Source organism: Paenalcaligenes suwonensis (genome assembly GCF_011290505.1).
GTDB lineage: Bacteria > Pseudomonadota > Gammaproteobacteria > Burkholderiales > Burkholderiaceae_B > Paenalcaligenes > Paenalcaligenes suwonensis.
Map to the genome: position 1 here is coordinate 180,791 of NZ_JAANPV010000006.1, position 19,804 is coordinate 200,594.

At 49.1% G+C, this 19,804-nt stretch carries 17 protein-coding genes, 1 tRNA gene and 1 riboswitch; of the genes, 7 read left to right on the forward strand and 11 right to left on the reverse strand.

What is annotated here, in order from left to right; all coding sequences use genetic code 11:
- Positions 1-156 precede the first annotated feature (156 nt).
- Positions 157-765: a GrpB family protein gene (locus GY634_RS10915; RefSeq protein WP_166408567.1), complete on the reverse strand. Its 609-nt coding sequence runs from the start codon at positions 763-765 to the stop codon at positions 157-159.
- 70 nt (positions 766-835) lie between these two features.
- Here GY634_RS10915 and GY634_RS10920 point away from each other — a divergent pair, with 70 nt between their 5' ends.
- Positions 836-1,513: an ArsR/SmtB family transcription factor gene (locus tag GY634_RS10920; RefSeq protein WP_166408568.1), complete on the forward strand. Its 678-nt coding sequence runs from the start codon at positions 836-838 to the stop codon at positions 1,511-1,513.
- Positions 1,514-1,516: 3 nt separating this feature from the next.
- Here the strand turns inward: GY634_RS10920 and GY634_RS10925 are convergent, their stop codons facing one another.
- Positions 1,517-2,125 (reverse strand): TetR/AcrR family transcriptional regulator, encoded by a 609-nt coding sequence (locus GY634_RS10925; RefSeq protein WP_166408569.1) that lies wholly within the window; start codon positions 2,123-2,125, stop codon positions 1,517-1,519.
- 128 nt (positions 2,126-2,253) lie between these two features.
- Between GY634_RS10925 and GY634_RS10930 the strand changes: the two genes are divergently transcribed.
- From GY634_RS10930 to GY634_RS10950, 5 genes are all read left to right on the forward strand, one after another.
- Entirely contained in the window at positions 2,254-2,679 is a 426-nt protein-coding gene (locus tag GY634_RS10930) for a LexA family protein (RefSeq protein WP_166408570.1), read from the forward strand.
- Positions 2,649-3,953, forward strand: coding sequence for a Y-family DNA polymerase (locus GY634_RS10935; RefSeq protein WP_166408571.1), 1,305 nt, complete (start codon positions 2,649-2,651; stop codon positions 3,951-3,953). The genes GY634_RS10930 and GY634_RS10935 overlap by 31 nt, the downstream gene beginning before the upstream one ends.
- A 205-nt stretch (positions 3,954-4,158) precedes the next feature.
- Positions 4,159-4,329, forward strand: a riboswitch (M-box (ykoK) riboswitch).
- A gap of 198 nt (positions 4,330-4,527) precedes the next feature.
- Positions 4,528-5,457, forward strand: coding sequence for a magnesium transporter CorA family protein (locus GY634_RS10940; protein ID WP_166408572.1), 930 nt, complete (start codon positions 4,528-4,530; stop codon positions 5,455-5,457).
- Between the two features lie 16 nt (positions 5,458-5,473).
- Positions 5,474-6,424 carry a magnesium transporter CorA family protein gene (locus GY634_RS10945; protein WP_166408573.1) on the forward strand — a complete coding sequence of 317 codons (951 nt, stop codon included), beginning with the start codon at positions 5,474-5,476 and terminating at the stop codon, positions 6,422-6,424.
- Positions 6,425-6,466: 42 nt separating this feature from the next.
- On the forward strand, positions 6,467-7,411 hold the full coding sequence (locus tag GY634_RS10950) for a magnesium transporter CorA family protein (protein ID WP_166408574.1): 945 nt from the start codon (positions 6,467-6,469) through the stop codon (positions 7,409-7,411).
- A gap of 61 nt (positions 7,412-7,472) precedes the next feature.
- Here GY634_RS10950 and aspT read toward each other — a convergent pair whose 3' ends face one another.
- The 9 genes from aspT to cysS all read right to left on the reverse strand — a co-directional run bounded on the left by aspT (position 7,473) and on the right by cysS (position 19,003).
- Positions 7,473-9,170: an aspartate-alanine antiporter gene (gene aspT, locus GY634_RS10955; RefSeq protein ID WP_166408575.1), complete on the reverse strand. Its 1,698-nt coding sequence runs from the start codon at positions 9,168-9,170 to the stop codon at positions 7,473-7,475.
- Between the two features lie 76 nt (positions 9,171-9,246).
- Positions 9,247-11,934, reverse strand: a complete 2,688-nt coding sequence (locus tag GY634_RS10960) for a beta-eliminating lyase-related protein (RefSeq protein ID WP_166408576.1) — start codon at positions 11,932-11,934, stop codon at positions 9,247-9,249.
- A 179-nt stretch (positions 11,935-12,113) separates the two neighbouring features.
- Positions 12,114-12,869 (reverse strand): tyrosine-protein phosphatase, encoded by a 756-nt coding sequence (locus tag GY634_RS10965; protein ID WP_166408577.1) that lies wholly within the window; start codon positions 12,867-12,869, stop codon positions 12,114-12,116.
- 376 nt (positions 12,870-13,245) lie between these two features.
- Positions 13,246-13,338: transfer RNA gene (locus GY634_RS10970), tRNA-Ser, on the reverse strand.
- Positions 13,339-13,432: 94 nt separating this feature from the next.
- Entirely contained in the window at positions 13,433-14,692 is a 1,260-nt protein-coding gene (locus GY634_RS10975; RefSeq protein ID WP_166408578.1) for an aspartate kinase, read from the reverse strand.
- Between the two features lie 183 nt (positions 14,693-14,875).
- Positions 14,876-15,949: a tRNA lysidine(34) synthetase TilS gene (tilS, locus tag GY634_RS10980; protein WP_166408579.1), complete on the reverse strand. Its 1,074-nt coding sequence runs from the start codon at positions 15,947-15,949 to the stop codon at positions 14,876-14,878.
- The gene (locus tag GY634_RS10985) at positions 15,921-16,886 is read right to left on the reverse strand and encodes an acetyl-CoA carboxylase carboxyltransferase subunit alpha (RefSeq protein WP_166408580.1); all 966 of its coding nucleotides are present in this window, start codon (positions 16,884-16,886) and stop codon (positions 15,921-15,923) included. Before GY634_RS10985 ends, tilS begins: the two co-directional genes overlap by 29 nt.
- A 27-nt stretch (positions 16,887-16,913) precedes the next feature.
- Entirely contained in the window at positions 16,914-17,495 is a 582-nt protein-coding gene (locus GY634_RS10990) for a DNA-3-methyladenine glycosylase family protein (protein WP_166408680.1), read from the reverse strand.
- A gap of 53 nt (positions 17,496-17,548) precedes the next feature.
- On the reverse strand, positions 17,549-19,003 hold the full coding sequence (gene cysS / locus GY634_RS10995) for a cysteine--tRNA ligase (RefSeq protein ID WP_166408581.1): 1,455 nt from the start codon (positions 19,001-19,003) through the stop codon (positions 17,549-17,551).
- 131 nt (positions 19,004-19,134) lie between these two features.
- Between cysS and GY634_RS11000 the strand changes: the two genes are divergently transcribed.
- Positions 19,135-19,800, forward strand: coding sequence for a tetratricopeptide repeat protein (locus GY634_RS11000; RefSeq protein ID WP_242683687.1), 666 nt, complete (start codon positions 19,135-19,137; stop codon positions 19,798-19,800).
- The last annotated feature ends 4 nt before the right edge of the window (positions 19,801-19,804 follow it).

Below are 19,804 nucleotides of genomic sequence, written 5' to 3' on the forward strand. Positions count from 1 at the left end.
CTGAACTTACACTGCTCTGCCTATACACGCTCTGTGCTCCTAAAATGTTATACATTACCGTTTGACCACTCTTCTGTGTGTAAAACATAGTACACGCGCGCCCACCTCTACCGAAGGGAAAAAGTGTGTCATCACACTACAGAAAGGCTCCCAACCTCACCGCAATCCATAGGCAGTAAACAAGACCTGATAAATTGCTTGCACCACTTCATGTTTACTGCGGTTGTAGTCCTGCGCATTATTTGTGGCCTCTGCTGCACTGAGCTTGGATGCTGCATAACGCAATCTATCCGCCTCGTGATTGCACAGCCAGTCCCTGAACAACAGATGGCGTATATGCTCTGCACAACCGGCAGCAAACACATGTAAGTTCACACGTGGTGTCTCGTGACGCAACATACGATGTTGATACCATGATGGCTCTCGTACAGTCAGCGTGTAGCCCAGCTTTTCTAACGCAGGTACATAGCTGGCCTCGTCAGTAGGGTCTGCCACAATAAGGTCTATATCAATCACCGGTTTAGCCTGTAAATCAGGCACAGCGTTAGAACCTACGTGCACAATGCTTAATGCTGTTGCTCCTAGTGCGTGTTGAATACGCTCGTGTTCATACTGATAACGTACCGCCCATAGCGAGTCATACGGCACCACATCCATCTGCTCAATACGAGGCTTGCCTGCTACCCACGGATTCTCGGTAGGATCTCCCTCAGCAAAGGTTGTAATGGCTTGTTTTTCATCTTGTGTCCACGAATGGCGTGTCATTGCATCTGCATTCACGGTTTTCCCCAGCATTTGTATAATCAATTAATTCGTTGAGTTTTATGTACTGCTTATGACTTCTGTTTGCCAACCTTTGGTCAACCCCTCGTTATGCGAGTTGGCCGATATTGCCCGCACACTGGCAAACGAACACCGTCTTGCCTTACTTGTGCTGCTGCAAAACGGTGAGTATTCGGTAGAACAGCTGGCTGAGCACAGTGGTTTATCTATCGCAAATACATCTCAGCATCTACAAAGCCTAAAACGTGCCGATATGGTGCAAACCCGGCGCGGCGGTAAGTACATTTACTACCGCATTGGCACGGGCCCAGTACACACAATTTTGAGCAGCCTGCAACAGTATCTGGCTTTTCAACATGGACAAATTCAGGAACTACTCGTAGACAACCAACACCAACGCGAACGACTGGATGGCTTGTCTATAGAGGAACTGCTGGTACAAATACACAATGACAGCGTGGTGCTGCTCGATGTACGCCCTGAAGATGAATACTGTGCGGGCCACATACCCGGTGCTCTGCACATTCCTATTGCTGCACTGCAAACTAGGCTGCACGAACTACCCACACAGAAAACCATTGTTGCCTACTGCAAAGGCCCGTACTGCTTGCTATCCGAAGAGGCCGTCAATATGTTGCACGTGAATGGCTTACTGGCCACACGGTTGCCTGCCGGCTATACCGCCTGGCAAGCAGCAGGGCTACGTACGTCACACAGCCCCACTACCTAACATTTAGGCGCACTCAGGCCGCAAGGCTTTACGTATCATTTTTTCTAGAATATCCAGCTGCGCTTCCCATTTGAAGCCAGGCTGCATAATACTGCGCCCCAACACCCCATCACCTAGCATCAGCAACCATGTTGCCGTGGCTTCAGGTTCAAGCTCTACATCGATTTCCCCATTTTTCATGCCCTGCTCTATTAGCTGGGTGAGCTTTTGTTTGTTGAAGTCTTCGTTTTCTAAAAAGATGGACATGACCTCAGGATTACGCGCGGCCTCTGCTCCTACCTCTAGGCTTAAACGCGCCGAAATGGGGTCGTGATTCATCACATCAATAATAGTGCGGATAATCTGCACAATGGAGTCCACTACTGTTTTCTCAGTGGAACAACGCTCAAAAATATCGTTAAGCAGTTCTCTATCTTCTTTGGCGATCTCTTGGATGATCTCGTCCTTGGTGGCGAAGTAATGAAACACGTTACCAGGACTCATCCCCACTTCCTTACAGATCTCAGCAGTGGACGTGGCGTGAAACCCTTTTTGGGAAAAACACACCATCGCGGCCTCAACGATTTCCTTACGTTTGGCACGCTGTTTATCGGTTAACGGTTTGCTGCTCATACTTCATTCACCTCCTTACTTTAAAAATAGACTAACTGGTCTACTTATTAAATCACTTTTTCATTCTTGCGCAAAGCACGGTTTCAATATGGTATAAATATACTGTTTATTTATACAGCTAAAATCCCATGCCAACGCCACGTCCACTACAAGCCACACCCGTGTTACTCGGTGCACTGGACACTTCCATACAATGTGGTTTCCCCAGCCCCGCACAAGCCCAACAGCACAAGCGCCTAGACCTAAACGATCTGCTCATTCACCAACCTGAAGCCAGCTATGTAGTACGCGTACGCGGCCCCTCTATGCGTGATGCAGGTATAGAAGAAGGCGACCACGTGGTGGTAGATAGGTCACTCTCCCCTAAGCATGGACGTATTGTGTTGGCAGTAGTAGATGGGGATTACACCATCAAACGGTTATATCAACAGGCGGGGGAAATCAAACTGCAAGCGGCCAATCCGCAATTTGCTGATTTGGTGTTCAAAGAAGGACAAGAGTTAGTCGTGTGGGGAGTAGTCACATGGGTGCTGAAAAACCTGCTACCCGTATAGCCCTTATAGACGGTAATAGTTTTTATTGTTCGTGCGAACGGGCCATGAACCCCGCCTACGAAAACAAACCCGTCGTGGTGCTATCTAATAATGATGGTTGTGCGATTGCGCGCACCCAAGAGGCCAAAGCGCTGGGTATACGTATGGGTGCCCCTTGGTACCAAATACAGCATCTTGCCCACCAACAAGGCTTAGTGGCCCTATCAGCAAACTTCCCACTGTATGGCGATTTAAGTGATCGTATGATGAGTGTGATTGGTCAATTCTCGCCACACCAAGAAATTTACTCTATAGATGAAAGCTTTTTAGACCTCACCGGACTACCCGACAGTGGTAGAAGCATCGCGCAAGCACTACGCCAACGTGTGCGTCAGTGGGTGGGCATTCCTACTTGTGTAGGCATAGGCAGTAGCAAAACCTTAGCAAAGTTAGCCAATCACTTTGCCAAACGCCTACCTAAGCTTGAGGGCGTATGTGATTTAAGTGGGCTTAGCTACCCTGCCTTATTACGCGCCATTCGTCATGTGCCCGTAGCTGACGTGTGGGGTGTGGGCCGCCGCTTGGCACCACAACTACAGGCGTTACGCATTCATACCGCTGCCGATTTAGCGCAGGCTGATCTCGCCATGATCCAACGACGGTTTTCTATTGTGTTGGCTAAAACAGTACAAGAGCTACGCGGTATTTCGTGCCTAGAACTAGGCCAACTCCCCGAACCTCGTCAGCAGTTATTGGTATCGCGCAGTTTTGGAGAAGCCGTGACACAGTTACATGAACTATGGCCAGCCATCGCCAGTTTTACCAGTGAAGCCGCTGAAAAACTGCGAACACAACAATCGCTGGCAGGGGTACTGCATGTGTTTGCCCGCACCAGCCCATTTAAAAGCACTGCACAACATGCTGGGGTTGCCACCCTTAGCTTGCCGCGCCCTACACAAAGTACATCGGCTCTACTTACCCATGCTGAACTAGGGGTAAAACAATTCTTCAAACCTGGAATGGCCTATAGCAAAGCGGGAGTATGCCTTATGGATATTCACCCCAGTCAGCAATCACCACAGCAAGGTTCATTATTTGATGATGTGTTTGACACGGCCCCTACTGCTGATCCGGTGATGCAAACCATAGACCTGTTAAACGCAAAGTTTGGCCACCATACTGTGCAACTAGGCAGCACCTTACACGACCCCACGGCCAAATGGCATTCCCTACAACGCAGACTATCGCCACACCGCACTACCGACTGGGATCAACTGATTGAGGTATGGCACTAAAACGCCACTTATGATGATGCTTATTAACACCCTCATAAAAACAAAACATAATTAACAAATACAATAAAAATCGTGGTATGGTATTTTTAAATTCATTAATAATAAAAATCAAAATATACCAAAGGATATTTATCCTATACCAAATACAAAGCCTAGCATCTGTATTATAAAAAAAAGCCGTCTTATACTTATGAAGTCGATACAGACCAGACCTCGTTAGGTAAGGCTCCTGTACGGAGAAAGGCTACTGCCCAGAAACGTCCAAAGACGCCAATGGGTTTGAACAGAAACCATCGACTTAAGGTGGTTTATAACGTAGCTAGGGTTTAGTCCCTTATGCCGTGCAGTGCTAAAGCTCAATGATTTGGGGTGCATTGGCAGCCTGCTTTTGTGTGCTGCCAATCTGGTGCATGAACAACGGTGACTCGCCTACTCAGGCCACACCTTGCGAACGCACGGCCCCATTCTGGAGAGGCGTGTTTTCATTGCCTGTTAGTTCTCAAACTAATGGACACCGTTACGGTGTCATCCTCTGGATGAGCCGATAAACCCCATGCACAGCAAGGTGTTTTACATGTTAAAGCTCTATCAAGCCCCTACAGCACATGCTGCTGATCAGGCCGTTGGCCGTGTCAGCTGGGACCACCACGTCAATCCAGGGCAAGACGTGGTGCGCTCACTGGCCAGCACGTTTTCTCTGGATATTAAGACCCTGCAAAAACAGTTGAGTTCATCGTGCCGCCCACTGGCTATGGAGTACCAGGGCACCACGGTTATTACGCTTGCCGCTACCAAGAAAAACTCACCCGATGCCAAGCGCCTGTTTGACATGGAGTACCTAACTATTCTGGTACGTGACCAGCAGATTGCCACCCTAGGACAAGACTCTAATCAGTCTTTGCACCACCTTCTAAATACCTTTAATAGCACAGGCAACCACACTAGTGTGCACGCCGTACTGTTTAGTATTTTGAAGGTCTGTGCTCGCAAATTTGTAGAAGCACTTTCTGAAATTAATAACAAAGTAGAAGAAATAGAAAATGGATTAAAAACATCCATTCAAAACAAACAAATATTCCATCTAATTGAAAATAACAAAAACCTTAACCTACTATCTAGCACGCTTAAATCTAATTTAAATATTTTGAAAAAAATACAAATTAGAAAGAAATTTTATTCTGATGAATCCAGTCATGCCTTATTAACGGATGCCATTATTGAAACCGAACAGGCACAAAGCATGGCCGAGATTCACAACATCAACCTCAGTAACTTGATGGATGCGTATTCCGCTGCTGTGGAAAACAACCTGAGCTTGGTGGTTCAGTATTTATCTGTATATGTCATTGTCGCAGCCGTCCCTATGGGGCTAGCCAGCATCTATGGCATGAACATCCCTTTACCTTTCCAGGATGAACCGTACGCCTTGGCAACACTCGCTGGTATTGCCCTGATTATCGCCACGTTGTTGGTGGTCACCCTCAAGGTCCGTCGGATCCTCTAAGTTTCTGGAGAAACCCATGCTGCACATTTACAAAAGCGATGCCCAAGGCTCCCTCATTACGGTTAACGAGATCACCCACAACAGCTTGGTGTACTTGGAAAACCCCACAGCCGCAGAAATTCAAAGCACGGCTAAAACACTGAATATTCCTCTGGATTTCTTCGAAGACTCACTGGACAAGAACGAGCTACCACGCATAGAAAAATCCAGCAGTGCCTCGCTAATCGTAGTGAATGCCCCTGTGCGTGTATCAGAAGAAAGCGCCAAAGACGGTGTGCCCTACAAAACTGCGCCTATTGGCGTGATCCACACACAAGATAATCTGGTGATTGTCGCTCGTGAAAAACTGCCTTTTATTGCTGACCTTATCAAAGGAAAATACGGCGACTACCAGTCTTTCATGAAAACCCGCATCAGCTTGCTGCTGTTCAAAGCTGTGTCTCTAGCCTTTGATCACAGTCTGCACCAGATCAATCATCAGGTCAGTGCACTACAGAAAAAGATCAAATCCTCGTACCACAACAACGAGCTGTTTGGCCTGATCAACCTGAACAAAAGCTTGGTGTACTTCTCTACCTCGTTAAGCGCCATGTCTATTTTGTACAAGCGCTTGATGGAAGGTATGGATATCAAAATTCACGACGAAGAAAAAACCCGTCTGAACGATATCTTGATCGACATCCAGCAATCGGCTGAGATTACCGAAATGCGTCGTGAAAGCCTGAGCAACCTGATGGATGCTTACGCTGCCATTATTCACAACAACCTGAACTCCGTGCTGAAAATGCTTACCACGCTGACCATTGTGATGATTATTCCCACAATGATAGGCAGCATTTTCTCGATGAACGTGGCTTTGCCGTATGAAGAAGAGTGGATATCCACAGTCGTGGTCAGTAGCGCCATGGTGCTAATTAGCGCCTTCTTAGTGGTGCTGTTCTACAAGAAAAAGTACCTGCGCCTCTAATAGCGCCCTGCCCTTGGAACCCATTTCGCACGAGAAACCATCATGAAAACTATCTACTGCAGCCGTAACAACGAGCTCACCAAAGTTGAAAAAATTCGCCAAAACAGCTGGGTGCAACTGATCAACCCAACCTTAGACGAAATTCACGACGTAGCCGCCACCTTGAACTTGCCCATCGAGTTCTTAAACGATGCGCTGGATTCAGATGAACGCCCACGCATCGAACACCGCGGCCCCGCCACCTTGCTGATGCTGCACATTCCCTACAGCGACCCTAACGTCAAAAACCTGTACGACGATGTGAAATACAAAACCATTCCATTTGGCATCATCCTAACCGGTGGGCACATGGTAACGGTGTGCAAAGAAAATGGCTTTATCAACAAAGACTTCTTTGTGCAGCAAGGTTTAATTTTGGATGAGCACAACCAGAGCTACAACCTGTTTGCCATTTTGAATCAGGTAGCTCACGTGTTTGCTGATGCCAGTAAAACGCTGGATGACGCCATTAGCAAAGCGGAAGACGAACTGTCAAAGTCGTACCGCAACCAAGAGCTATACACCTTGCTGTACCTGAACGAAAGTTTGATCTACCTAACCACCGCTCTGAAAAACCTCATGCACGTGATGAACCGTATGCAGCAAGACAATCCGCTGCCTATGGACTCACGTGCCAAGCTGCTGTTTGAAGAGGCGTTGGTAGAGGTTGAGCAGGTGTACTCCATTACCAAGATCAGCCAGATCAACCTGAATAACGTGATGGATGCGTACGGCAACATTATTCAAAATAACGTTAGCCACATTGTGAAGTTGCTAACTGCTGTGACGATTGTGCTGTCCATTCCTACGCTGATCGCCAGCATTTACGGGATGAACGTGCCACTGCCTTATCAAGATGAGCCGGGTGCCTTTACGGCCATTATCATCAGCATGGTGGTGATTAGCGGAGTTGTGGCGTTGTTCTTCCAGAAGAAACGTTACTTCTAAGCGAATGAGAAAAAGCCCAGCACATGCTGGGCTTTTTTATTGCTGCTTTCTCCCTCGTTACTCACCCCAGCAACAGCACAATCACCATCCCCCACAGCGTCAAAAACGTATTGCTAATCGCGTAAGGCACGGTATACCCCAGCATAGGCACGTTACTTTTAGCCGCCTCTGCCACCATCGCTACTGATGCCGTACTGGTACGTGCGCCCCCGCAGCACCCTAGGTTAATGGCTGGGTCAAAGCGGAAGATGTATTTGCCGATTAACGGCGCAAGCAACATGGGTAAGCTGGTCGCAAATAAGCCCCAGAAAAACAGCTCTATCCCTACTTCTTTTACCCCTTGGATAAAGGTAGGCCCAGCGGTAATGCCTACAACGGCAATAAATACGTTTAACCCTACCGAGTTCATAAACCATAGGGTGGCGCTAGGTACACTGCCCAGTTTGGGCTTAAAGCTGCGTAACCAGCCAAAGATCAAACCGGCTATCAACGCACCACCCGAGGTAGATAGGGTAATGGGTACCCCACCTATAGGCACAACGATTGCCCCTACCAAGCCCCCCAGCACAATACCGGAACCCACAAACACCATGTCAGTCACGCTGGTGGGTCTGTCGGCAAAACCGAATTCTTCAATGACAGACTCCACATGTTTGCGACTACCGCTCACGCTCACAATGTCACCACGGTGCAATTTGGTTTGTGCCTGTACGGGGATTTCTACCCCTACGGAACCACGACGTATACGAGTGACATAGACCCCACGTGCGCACGGGCTTTTAGATAGCTCTAGCAATGTTTTGCCGTTCGCATTTTTGCTGGTAACCACGACATCGATGGATTCAATAGGGATCTGCAACAGCTCTTGATCGGCTACCTCTTCGGCGCGATTAGACCAGTCCACTAAGGTCTCGTGCCTACCCGACACTGCCACCACATCCCCCACTTGCAATACCGTATTGCCATCAAACTCGATGATCTTGCCATTGCGGCGCAGGTTTTCTAGGAACAGGCGCTCACCGCCCGTCATGCCCGCCTCAGCTTCGGCCACTGTTTTACCCGCAATAAAGTCTGGCTTGGTTAGTTTGAACGCACGCACAATGTACTGGTACCACGCCGACTGAATGCCGCCGTCTGGCTCGCCTTCAGACATTTCTTTTTCGTAACGGGCACATTCATCCTGCAAGTTGATGCGCAAGATTTTGGGTCCTAGGTACGCAATAATCCAACCCGTACCCACCGTACCAAACAAGTACGTTACAGCATAGGCCACTGGAATTGCATCTAGCTGTGCCTGAATTTGATCGGCACTCATATCCAGCCTGTTAATGGCATCGGTTGCCAAGCCAATAGAGGCTGAAATGGTTTGTGTACCGGCCAATAAGCCCGCCGCCAAACCGGGGCCATAGCCCGACAACACCGCGGCCAAATACACCGAAAACAAGCACAGGCACGACACCACAATGGCAAACACCGCTTGCGGTAACCCGTCGTTCGCCACCCCACGTACAAACTGCGGCCCCACACCAAAGCCCACCGCAAACAGGAACATGATGAAAAACACCGACTTAATGTGCGGTGAAATATCTATGCCTATCTGACCAATAATCACCCCAGCCAGCAGCGTACCCGTCACAGAACCTAAGCTAAAGCTGCCAAATTTCTTTCCACCTATCCAATAGCCAGCCGCTAAGGCTAGAAAAATTGCCAGTTCAGGATAGCTACGTAAGGTTTGCTCTATCCAATGCCAAATTGCCATATTTCCCCCTACTACGCCAATAACGGCCAGAACTACTGCTAGTCTGGCCGTTATGCGTGATTAACCCATAGGTGCGTTAACGAATTTTCAGTAACTGTAGACCACGGCTAGCTTCATAGCCATGCACTTCTTTCACGTCCAACTTACGCATGAATTCGATAGTGTCACGGCTAATCACTTGCCCCGGTACCAAGATAGGAAAACCAGGTGGGTATGGAATCACCATTTTGGCCGACACCATAGGTGGACCATCTTTTAAGCGCTTATCGCATTCCTCGCTGTTTAAGGCTACGTATTCGCAGTTCTCTTCTTTCCAACTCATGAAGAAGGCCTCACGAATATCGCCCTCTACCGCGACAGCACCATTGCTGTCATGACGGAACTTCTCGTGAAAGTGGCTAAAGTTGGGCAAATCAGGAACATCGTGCATCAAGCTGTTTACACGCTCTTCAAAACGCAGTCGCCCTTGTTCACCTGTTTTCGTCAGTTTTTCTTCCACATCACTAGAAATTTCCAGCAAGACACGGATTAAGTGCGCCACGTCACTGCGTGTGTTGTTGATGTTGGACTGTAGCAAGACCGAGTTACGCGACGTCTTGTTCAGCTGAATATCAAACTTGTCCGCCAACAGCTGTTTAAACTGTGTACCGTCAAAACCTGCCGTACCACACACCAAGGTAATGCGTGTTGGGTCTAGGAAGAACTCGTCATCCCTAATGCTGCACACAGCATCATCCCAGTTCGTGCCTTCTACCAAGAAATCTTGGAAACCACTTTGGCGGAATTCAGCAGGAATCATCTTGTCTGCGCCCAGCACTTGGAAATAACGCGAAATCAGCGGATGTTTGTTAATTTGGCTGCGTATATCAAAAGCAATTTGGATGGCGTTATTCACCAAGCCATAGCCTTCTAGTTCCATTTGTCTACGCGCCACGTCCAGCGAAGCAATAAGCTGCTGATTCGGGCTGGTGGTTGCATGGGTAAAGATGGCCTCATGCAACTGAGGTTCAATGCTATAAAAATCTACGTCTTTCACCAGCACCATAGACCCCTGTCTAATGGCCGACATGGATTTATGCGTGGAGTTAGTCTGGTACACGCGCAAACGTACTAGGCGCGGATCAGGCAACAAGTAAGTGTTCAGCAACTGTTCTTCGCTTGGGTTGCTGCCTAACTCCTGTTGCTGGCGCTCATATTCTTCTACCGAGGCAGGATCAGTTAGCCATTTCTCTATGTACGCTGCAGCACCCATCGCGGTGCGTGGTCGTAAAAATGGCGACCAATGCGCAAAACCAAACCATGCCTCATCCCACAAGAACACCAAGTCAGGCTTGATCGCCAAGCATTCCAGCATCACGCGTCTGGTGTTATAGACATGCCCGTCAAAGGTGCAATTGGTCAGGTCTACCGCACGCACCTGATCCAACTTGCCTTCTTTTTTCAGGTTCAACAACGCACGTTTAATGTTTTGCAGTGGCACCGCACCATACATGGAGTATTCCTTCATGGGGAAGGCTTCCACGTAATACGGCTGCAAACCACCTAACACCATGCCATAGTGGTGTGACTTATGGCAGTTCCTATCCACAATGATGATGTCGCCGGGCTGCGCAATGGCCATCAGCACCATTTTGTTCGATGTACTAGTACCGTTAGTTACAAAAAAGCAGTGCTCTGCCCCAAAGGCTTTTGCCGCACGCTCTTGGGCTTTTTTGATGTTACCTGTAGGTTCTAACAAGCTGTCTAAGCCGCCGGTAGTCGCAGACGACTCAGCCAAGAACAGGTTCAAGCCATAGAACTCGCCCATGTCGCGAATCCAATCTGACTTAAATACCGATTTCCCACGAGCAATAGGCAGCGCGTGAAAGGTGCTAATGGGTTTGCTGGCGTAGCGTTTTAAGTTATCAAAAAACGGCGTTTGGTAACGTGCCCGCACCCCTTCCAAGATAGACAGGTGCAACTCCATAGGCTCTTCTACCGCGTACAGCACACGGCGTACACTCTTCGCACGTTCGTCGCTGGCAATATCTTCTGGACGTAGATCTGAAAGCAGGTAGATATCTAGCTCAGGGCGATAATTCGCTAAGGTTACCGCCAACTGCAAGGCCAAATGGCTTTCATCCACATGTACATCCAGCTCTTGAATTGCTTGATCTAACAGCGGTACGGACTGTTTACTTTTGAAATCAAAGCCTTCAAAGATAGCCACCGCGCAAATATTGCTATTCACTGAAATCGCACAAAACGCATCTTGGAAGTTATCCACCACTACTGGCTCGTACACAAAGTCATCTTCTTTGCGGCGCTGTGCTCGCAATAGCTGCACGTTACGCTCTACACGAGGACTGTTTCCAGGGGCTACGACCAATACCTCGAAATAGGGGCGGCCACCACCCAGGCTCTCGCCCTCATGGCGTACCTCACCATAATGGTCTACATCGTTACTGGCTTCCCATTCGCGCGAATCGTCTTTGTAATAGCGCGCCAAAATGGCAAAAGAAATGCGGCTAGCTAGCTCCACAAAGGCTGTACTGCGCCCTGCCTGTAAGTGTGCTGCCAACGTCGCCATCAAATGACGGCCTGGATAAGCATGCAGAATTTCTAGATCACGTAGGTGTTGGAATTTTTCTTGAACTACCTGATCTTGCCCCTCGTTGCGGGCCCATTTCTGGGCGGCCACTAAAAGTTCGCGCCAGAGGTCCGATCGCACGGCCCCCAGTGAAAATATCTGATCAAGGGATGACGTACCTACTCGCGAGCTCATACTTTAACTCCTATACAGACCAGCTAGCCTCAGATGAGGCTGACTCAAAAAAGGGGGTTCTGTGAACCATACCGTAGTTCTATGCAACCAAATGTTTCTATTCAGCACAGAAAATAACAGCTATGGTTCACCGCACTTTTACTGAGTGTGTAGTCTATATAGCAGGGATGACACGCGATTTACACCAACAAACGAGAACGCAGTTGCTCTAGATCAGCCGCATCAATTTTCAAGCCTTCTGTCACGTAATTCAGCACTGAACCGTACTGAGTATCTAGCTCATCAAAGCTTTGTTCTAAATACTGTGCGCTGACGCCCCACAAAATACGCATGACATCTTCACTCATGCCATATTCCGCTTTAAAGGAACGGTGATAATACTGTTCGGTCAGCATGTAGTCCGCCAAGATATCATCACGATGCACTCCTAGCATGCTGAGCAGCAAAGCCGATGCAAAGCCGGTGCGGTCTTTACCAGCCGTACAATGCACCACCAAAGGCTCATCGGCAGCACATATCGTACGTAAACACTGCGAAAAGTGGGCTTGGTTATTTTGATGGAAGTCGTGATACATGCTTTGCATGTACTGGCTAGCTTGTTCTGGGGTCACATGCCCATGTTGCTGCACCATAGCATCTACCAAGCGGGCTACTTCAGGTTCGATGCCACACACAGTGTGCTGCAAGAACTGGTAGTTATACGGTTTTTTCTTACGCTCAAACTGCCCACGCAAATCTATACTTTGATTCACTTGCAAAGCTTGCAGCTGCACCTGGTCAGACGGTGTTAAATCGGCTAAGTGTGCAGATCTATACAACGTCTGCCAACGCACATGCCCGCCATCAACACTTTGGTATCCACCCAAATCACGAAAATTCGTTACGCCTTCAAAAGCAACAGCACGTTGCCCTTGTACATTTTGCTCTGTATCCATTAAACCTTCCTGTGACGAGTTCAAATTGGCAGGCTTCGCTACGCTGCTTATTTCAGCCTATGGTCTGAATCCTGATCGTGCCGCTTCTGGCGGCTTTCCTCTATAACCTGCTTAAAACCTTTAACTACCAGGTACACCACGGCTATGGCACCAAAAATAAATAAGGCTATTCTCATGGCCTTTACCCCTATTTGCGCTGATTTGTAGCCATTATAAAGGCTTAAGTAGACAAGTCTCGTACAAACCCACTTTCTACAGGCAACAAAAAACCCGCTTAAGCGGGTTTGCTGACTGGCATCTACATGCCTACATTAGAACTACTACGCGCAGAAATGAAAAAAGCCCTTGATCAACAAGGGCTTCGTTCAAATTTCGCTGGCGGGAATGGAGGGATTCGAACCCTCGATGCGGGTATAAGCCGCATGCTCCCTTAGCAGGGGAGTACCTTCAACCTCTCGGCCACATTCCCAGCAAAAAAGCTATTCTAGCACGAGTAAAACTAATTTTGCTAGCCCTAGAACGTTTTTTTCCTCTGTACGCGAAAAATACCGCGTACTACCTATTTACTGGGCCTTTTCTTGGTCCAGTTCAAAGGCTTTGTGCAGCGCACGTACCGCCAATTCCATGTACTTCTCGTCGATCACTACGGAAGTTTTGATTTCGCTGGTGCTAATCATCTGGATATTGATGCCTTCTTCGGACAAGGCACGGAACATGGCGCTGGCCACACCGGCATGGCTACGCATACCAATACCTACGATGGATACTTTAGCCACTTTGCTATCGAAAACAATTTCGCCTGCACCCACTGCTGGCCCAATTTGGGTTTCCAACAATTCGTTAGTGCGGTCCGCATCAATACGATTAACAGTGAAAGAGAAGTCAGTAGTGCCCTGTGCAGACAAGTTCTGCAGGATCATGTCTACATCGATGTTAGCTGCGGCGATTGGGCCCAAGATGGAATAGGCTACCCCTGGGGTGTCAGGTACGGCACGCAGGGTAAATTTGGCTTCATCACGGCTAAAAGCGATACCCGATACAACGGCAGCTTCCATTTTTTGATCTTCCTCGAATGTAATCAATGTACCCGAGTTCTTTTCTTCCTCGAGCGCAATTTCTGGGTCGGTAAGCGATGATAATACGCGTACCGGCACACGATATTTACCCGCAAATTCTACAGAACGGATTTGCAGTACTTTAGAGCCTAGCGATGCCAGCTCAAACATTTCCTCAAAAGACACCACGCTCATGCGACGCGCTTCTGGCACCACGCGAGGGTCAGTTGTGTAGACACCATCCACGTCAGTAAAGATCAGGCACTCTTCTGCACCCATAGCCGCAGCAATCGCTACCGCCGAGGTGTCGGAACCACCACGACCCAAGGTCGTAATGTTGCCGTTGTCATCAATACCTTGGAAACCCGTCACAATCACGACGCGCCCAGCATCCAGGTCGCCCTTAACGCGGTCGCTATCAATAGATTTAATTCGGGCCTTGGTGTAGGCGGAGTCGGTATGCACGGCTACCTGCCAACCAGCGTAACTACGTGCAGGCACACCCATTGCGATCAACGCCATAGCCAGCAAAGAGCTGCTGGCCTGTTCGCCAGTTGCCGCAAGCATGTCCTGTTCGCGTGCATCGGGGCGTGGGCTAATTTCTTTAGCCAACCCTAACAAACGGTTAGTTTCTCCTGACATAGCAGAAGGTACGACTACGACCTGGTGACCGGCCGCATGCCATTTGGCCACGCGTTTTGCGACATTTCTGATGCGCTCCACAGAGCCCATAGAAGTGCCGCCATATTTTTGAACGATCAAGGACATCTTATTACTCGAAAATCAATAGAAGTGGTGTCTGTACCTAAAAATGCCCCACTGCCTAGCCGGCTGCGCAAGGTGCGTATCCCCAAGGGGCTCGCTTTTGCCTTGGGACGGCCCGGTGGCGAAAAAGGGCCATTCTATTCTAACGATATTTCCCGTCGTCGAATGGGGCATTTATCAGACTTTTCATGCATATTGTTGCAAAATTACACGCCCTTGGCGACAAATCACGTAAAACTCGCCATGTTTTACTTGCATGTGCCGGTCAAAGCCCAACGCGTGCAAGGTACGCATTTGACGCATCATGTCATCCAAACGTGCTTCGGTAGGCATTTTCAGCCCTGCTAACGCTAACCAATGACGCATCACCTGTGCTTGGCGTGCGGCGCTAAGTTCGCGCCACGCTTTCAAATCAAAACTATGATCACGCTTGCGATAATCCAAGCGCAGCAAATCTTCAGCCGCTACTTCTTCCAATAACTGGGCAGTATCACGGCTTAACTTCGCGTGACGTGTCAGTATTTTTTGCCACCCCGGCCAGCGTTCATTCAAGTGCGGTTTTAAGCGTTCACGGACAGCACCACGCGTGTAATCATCATTGACGTTGGTGCCATCTTGTACGGGCGTCCAGCTCAAGTGCTGCGTCAGTTGCTCGCCTACGGCCAACAATAGGCTACGAGGCATATCTAACCATGGGCGAAGCACCGTAAAGCCCTCTCGCTGGCTGACAGGCGCCATAGCGCCTAAACCTGTAGGCCCTGAACCCCGTAATAAGCGCAGCAATACCGTTTCAGCTTGGTCATCTTGATGGTGCGCCACAAATAGATGATGCACACCTACGCGCTGACACAGCGCCTGAAACGCAAGATAACGTGCATCGCGTGCAGCGGCTTCAATCCCCGTGCCCGACAGCAAGTCTACGTGTACCCGTTCTATATGAATACTTGCACCTAGATGGTGGGCAAGCGTTTGTACATGCTGCGACCACTGGTCAGCTACGTCTTGTAGCCCGTGATGCACATGAAAACAATGTAGTGGCAGGTTTAGGGCATTTGCCCAAACCGCCATATGCAGCGCCAAGGCTGCAGAGTCCACCCCACCACTTAATGCAACCGCAACCTGCTGCACCGTAGCTGGTGGCAGGTTGCTATACAGGGTGTGGATGGACTGCAATAACCGCTTATCGCACAGTTCAGCCAGCGGATGGGCCTGAATCTGTGCGAGCGGAAATTTAGGAACGAACTTCCTGGAAACGGCCATAAGACAGCAAACGCTCCAAGCGACGCTCACGCAGTTGCTCAGGGTTTAAGCCAGACAACTGGCGTAAGGATTCGGCTAATGCACGACCTAACTGACGAGCCATAGTGGCTGGGTCACGGTGTGCGCCGCCTACAGGCTCGTTTACAACGCGATCAATCAATTCCAGCTCTTTAAGACGTGGGGCTGTAATTGCCAAGGCCTCAGCCGCTACCGATGCTTTATCAGCACTACGCCACAAAATAGACGCACACCCTTCTGGGGAAATTACCGCATAGGTTGCGTATTGCAGCATCAACACCGTATCGGCCACAGCAATCGCCAATGCACCACCCGAACCACCTTCACCAATAATGGTGGTGATAATAGGCACATTGAGCTCAGCCATAGCGTACAGGTTATGACCAATAGCTTCAGACTGACCACGCTCTTCCGCACCAATACCTGGGTAAGCACCGGGGGTGTCTACGAAGGTAAAGACGGGGATATTGAATTTTTCAGCCAAGCGCATCAAACGCAACGCTTTACGATAGCCTTCTGGACGTGGCATACCGAAGTTACGACGTGCACGCTCTTTGGTATCACGGCCTTTTTGGTGACCAATCACCATGCAAGGCAAACCGTTAAAGCGTGCTAAGCCACCAACAATCGCTTGGTCATCGGCATACATACGATCGCCATGCAGCTCATGGTAGTCTGTGAAAATTTCATTCACATAATCCATGGTGTAAGGACGTTGTGGGTGGCGTGCCACCAACGCTGTTTGCCAAGGCGTTAATTTTTCGTAGATGCTACGTGCCAGCGTTTGGCTTTTTTGTTGTAGCCTGCTGAGTTCTTCCGAAATATCAACAGCAGAATCCGTTTGAACAAAACGTAACTCTTCGATCTTGTTTTCGAGTTCGGCAATAGGCTGCTCAAACTCTAGAAATGTATTTCGCATTGTTGTGTCTTCGGGTTAATCGCTAATTCATTCGCTTTCGACAACAGGTTCTAGGCTACGCCACAAATACCAAGTTGCCACCGTACACCAGGGAGTCCAGGCCTGAGCCACTTCACGTGCCTCAAAGCGGGATACTGGCTCACCACTGTAATAATGTTGGGAGATAGCCCGAATCAATCCGGCATCGTCCAACGGTAATACATCTGCACGATGCAGGTTAAATATCAGGAACATTTCCGCTGTCCAGCGACCAATGCCACGAATGGCACAGAGCTCTCTGATAATGGCCTCATCGTCCATATCTTGCCAACTTTCTGGGTTTACCTTGCGCTCTTTAAAATGCAGCGCCAGATCCAGAATATATTCGGCTTTACGTTTGGGCATGCCCATCTGTTGCAAGGCTGCGACTTCCAACGCTAACACATCGGCTGGCGTTGCAGGCGCCTCAAAAGCATTATTAAACCGCTCCCAAATCGCCTCCGCATTGCGGCGACTCACTTGCTGGCCAATCACGGCTCGTACCAACGTGGCAAAAGCTTCTGAAGGCGGTTTCAGGTGTTCTTCAGCAAACGTGGGGATGATTTTACGCAGAATCCTATCGCGTTTCATCAAATGTGTTTTGGCTTCATCCCAATAATGCGGTTTATGCACTATCTTTGCTCCTAGGCTCGACGCCACTGCGTGACACCACCAGCCTTGTCTTCTAGCTCTATACCCGCTTCTTGCAATTGCTTGCGCACAGCATCGGCCTTGGCGAAATCGCGGTCTGCTTTGGCTTGTGTACGTTCAGCAACCAACGCATCAATCGCGTCATCGCTAAGTTGGTTTTCGGTAGCACCTTGACGTGCATCACGCACATAGCGCGATGCAGAACGTAAATACTGGGCAGGGTCTTTCTGCAACAAGCCCAATACGCCACCCAATGCTTTCATCAAGCCAGCGCTTTGTTGGCATTTGTCACGGTTGGCCGCCGCTGAAAGCTCAAACAATACCGCTACGGCACCCGCCGTATTGAAATCATCGTTCATAGCCGCCGCAAAACGTTGCGCCGCTGGCAAAGACCAATCAATTTCTTGCTCAGCCGCAGGCACGTTTGCCAAGGTTTGGTACAAACGGTCTACAGCGTGTTGCGCATCAAATAGGTTATCTGCCGCATAGTTTTGCGTACTGCGGTAGTGATTGCGCACAATAAAGAAACGCAACATTTCAGCTTCACGTGGGTTAGCCACATAGGTAGACTGATCTGCTGCATCGCCATCGACGGCAATGGTTTGACGGATATTGCGGAAATTGCCCAACGATTTGGACATTTTCTCGGCATCTACCATCAAGGGGCCACAGTGCATCCAGTAGTTGGCCATGGTGCCGCCAAACGCGCCTTCAGACTGTGCAATTTCGTTTTCATGGTGCGGGAATTTCAAGTCAGGCCCACCACCGTGTATATCTAGCGGCATACCCAATAGGGAATGGCTCATGGCCGAACACTCAATGTGCCAGCCCGGACGGCCCAAGCCGTAGGGGGACTCCCACTTGGACTCTGCCGGCTCTTCAGCTTTGGCAGATTTCCACAAGACAAAGTCCAGCGGGTCGCGTTTGCCATCAGCCACCGCTACGCGTTCACCTGCTCGTAGATCATCTAGCGTTTTGCCCGACAATTTGCCGTAGCCATCGAACTTGCGTACAGCAAAGTTCACATCGCCGTCACTACCTTGGTAGGCCAAACCGTTTTCTTCCAGTTTGCCAATAATACCCAGCATATCGCCCACATACTGCGTCGCACGGGGTTCGGAATCGGGAGACTCCACACCCAAGGCTTTTTCATCCGCATGCATAGCCGCAATATAAAATTCGGTCACTTCGCCCAGCGTGCGATTTGTTTCTACCGCGCGACGAATAATCTTATCGTCGATGTCTGTAATATTGCGGACGTAGTTCACCTGATAACCTGACTGACGCAGCCATCGCTGAATCACGTCAAAACTTACCAACATGCGTGCATGCCCAAGGTGACAAAAATCGTACACAGTCATACCACACACATACATGCGCACAACGCCAGCCTGGCTAGGCTTAAATTCTTCTTTGCTACGCGACAATGTATTATAAATGTGCAACATGTACAGTAATCACTTAAAAATCAATACGATAGAATAAAAAATCACGCCAACGCAAGCGTGAATCACCACCGATCCACCAGACACGCTAAAATGACGGATCGTAAAGTATACCAATAAAGGCATCTGACTTCGTGAACCAGACTCTTAATCGCCTGCAAGCGTGTGTATTCGCCTCGCTTTTCATTATAGGGGGTATTTCCAGCATTGCTCATGCTCAAACACCGCCCACCAAGCTCTCTGTTCAAGATCAAGAGATTTTTCCCAACGAAGTACGGGAAGAACGAGGCTGGAAAGGTTTAGCCCGCATTCTGGACTCTGTTAGCCCCGGCGCTGACACCTCACGCCCACTGACTGCCAGCGAAATTACCCAACGCATACAACGTATGTTAGATGCAGGGCAAGCCGCTGAAGCCTTGGATTCCATCGAAAAACGCTTGGAACAACGCGCAGCACGCAACGAAATAGGCTCTGACGTACAACTGTTGTTTTTACAGGGACGCGCCTTATCTGCCCTGAATCGCCATGACGATGCGATTGCCGCCTACCAACAACTCACTATTGATGCCCCTGAGTTGCCCGAGCCATGGAATAATCTGGCCGCAGAATATATGCGCCAAGGTAAATTAATGATGGCTAAAGAAGCTCTAGAAATGGCATTGGCGGCAGACCCTAACTATAGAGTTGCACGCGCCAATCTGGGTGAAGTACAGCTGATGCTTGCGAATGAATCGTTCAAAGCATCTGGACAACTAGGCCAAGCTCGTACACAACAAACTCAGCAAATTCTGCAACAATAGTTTT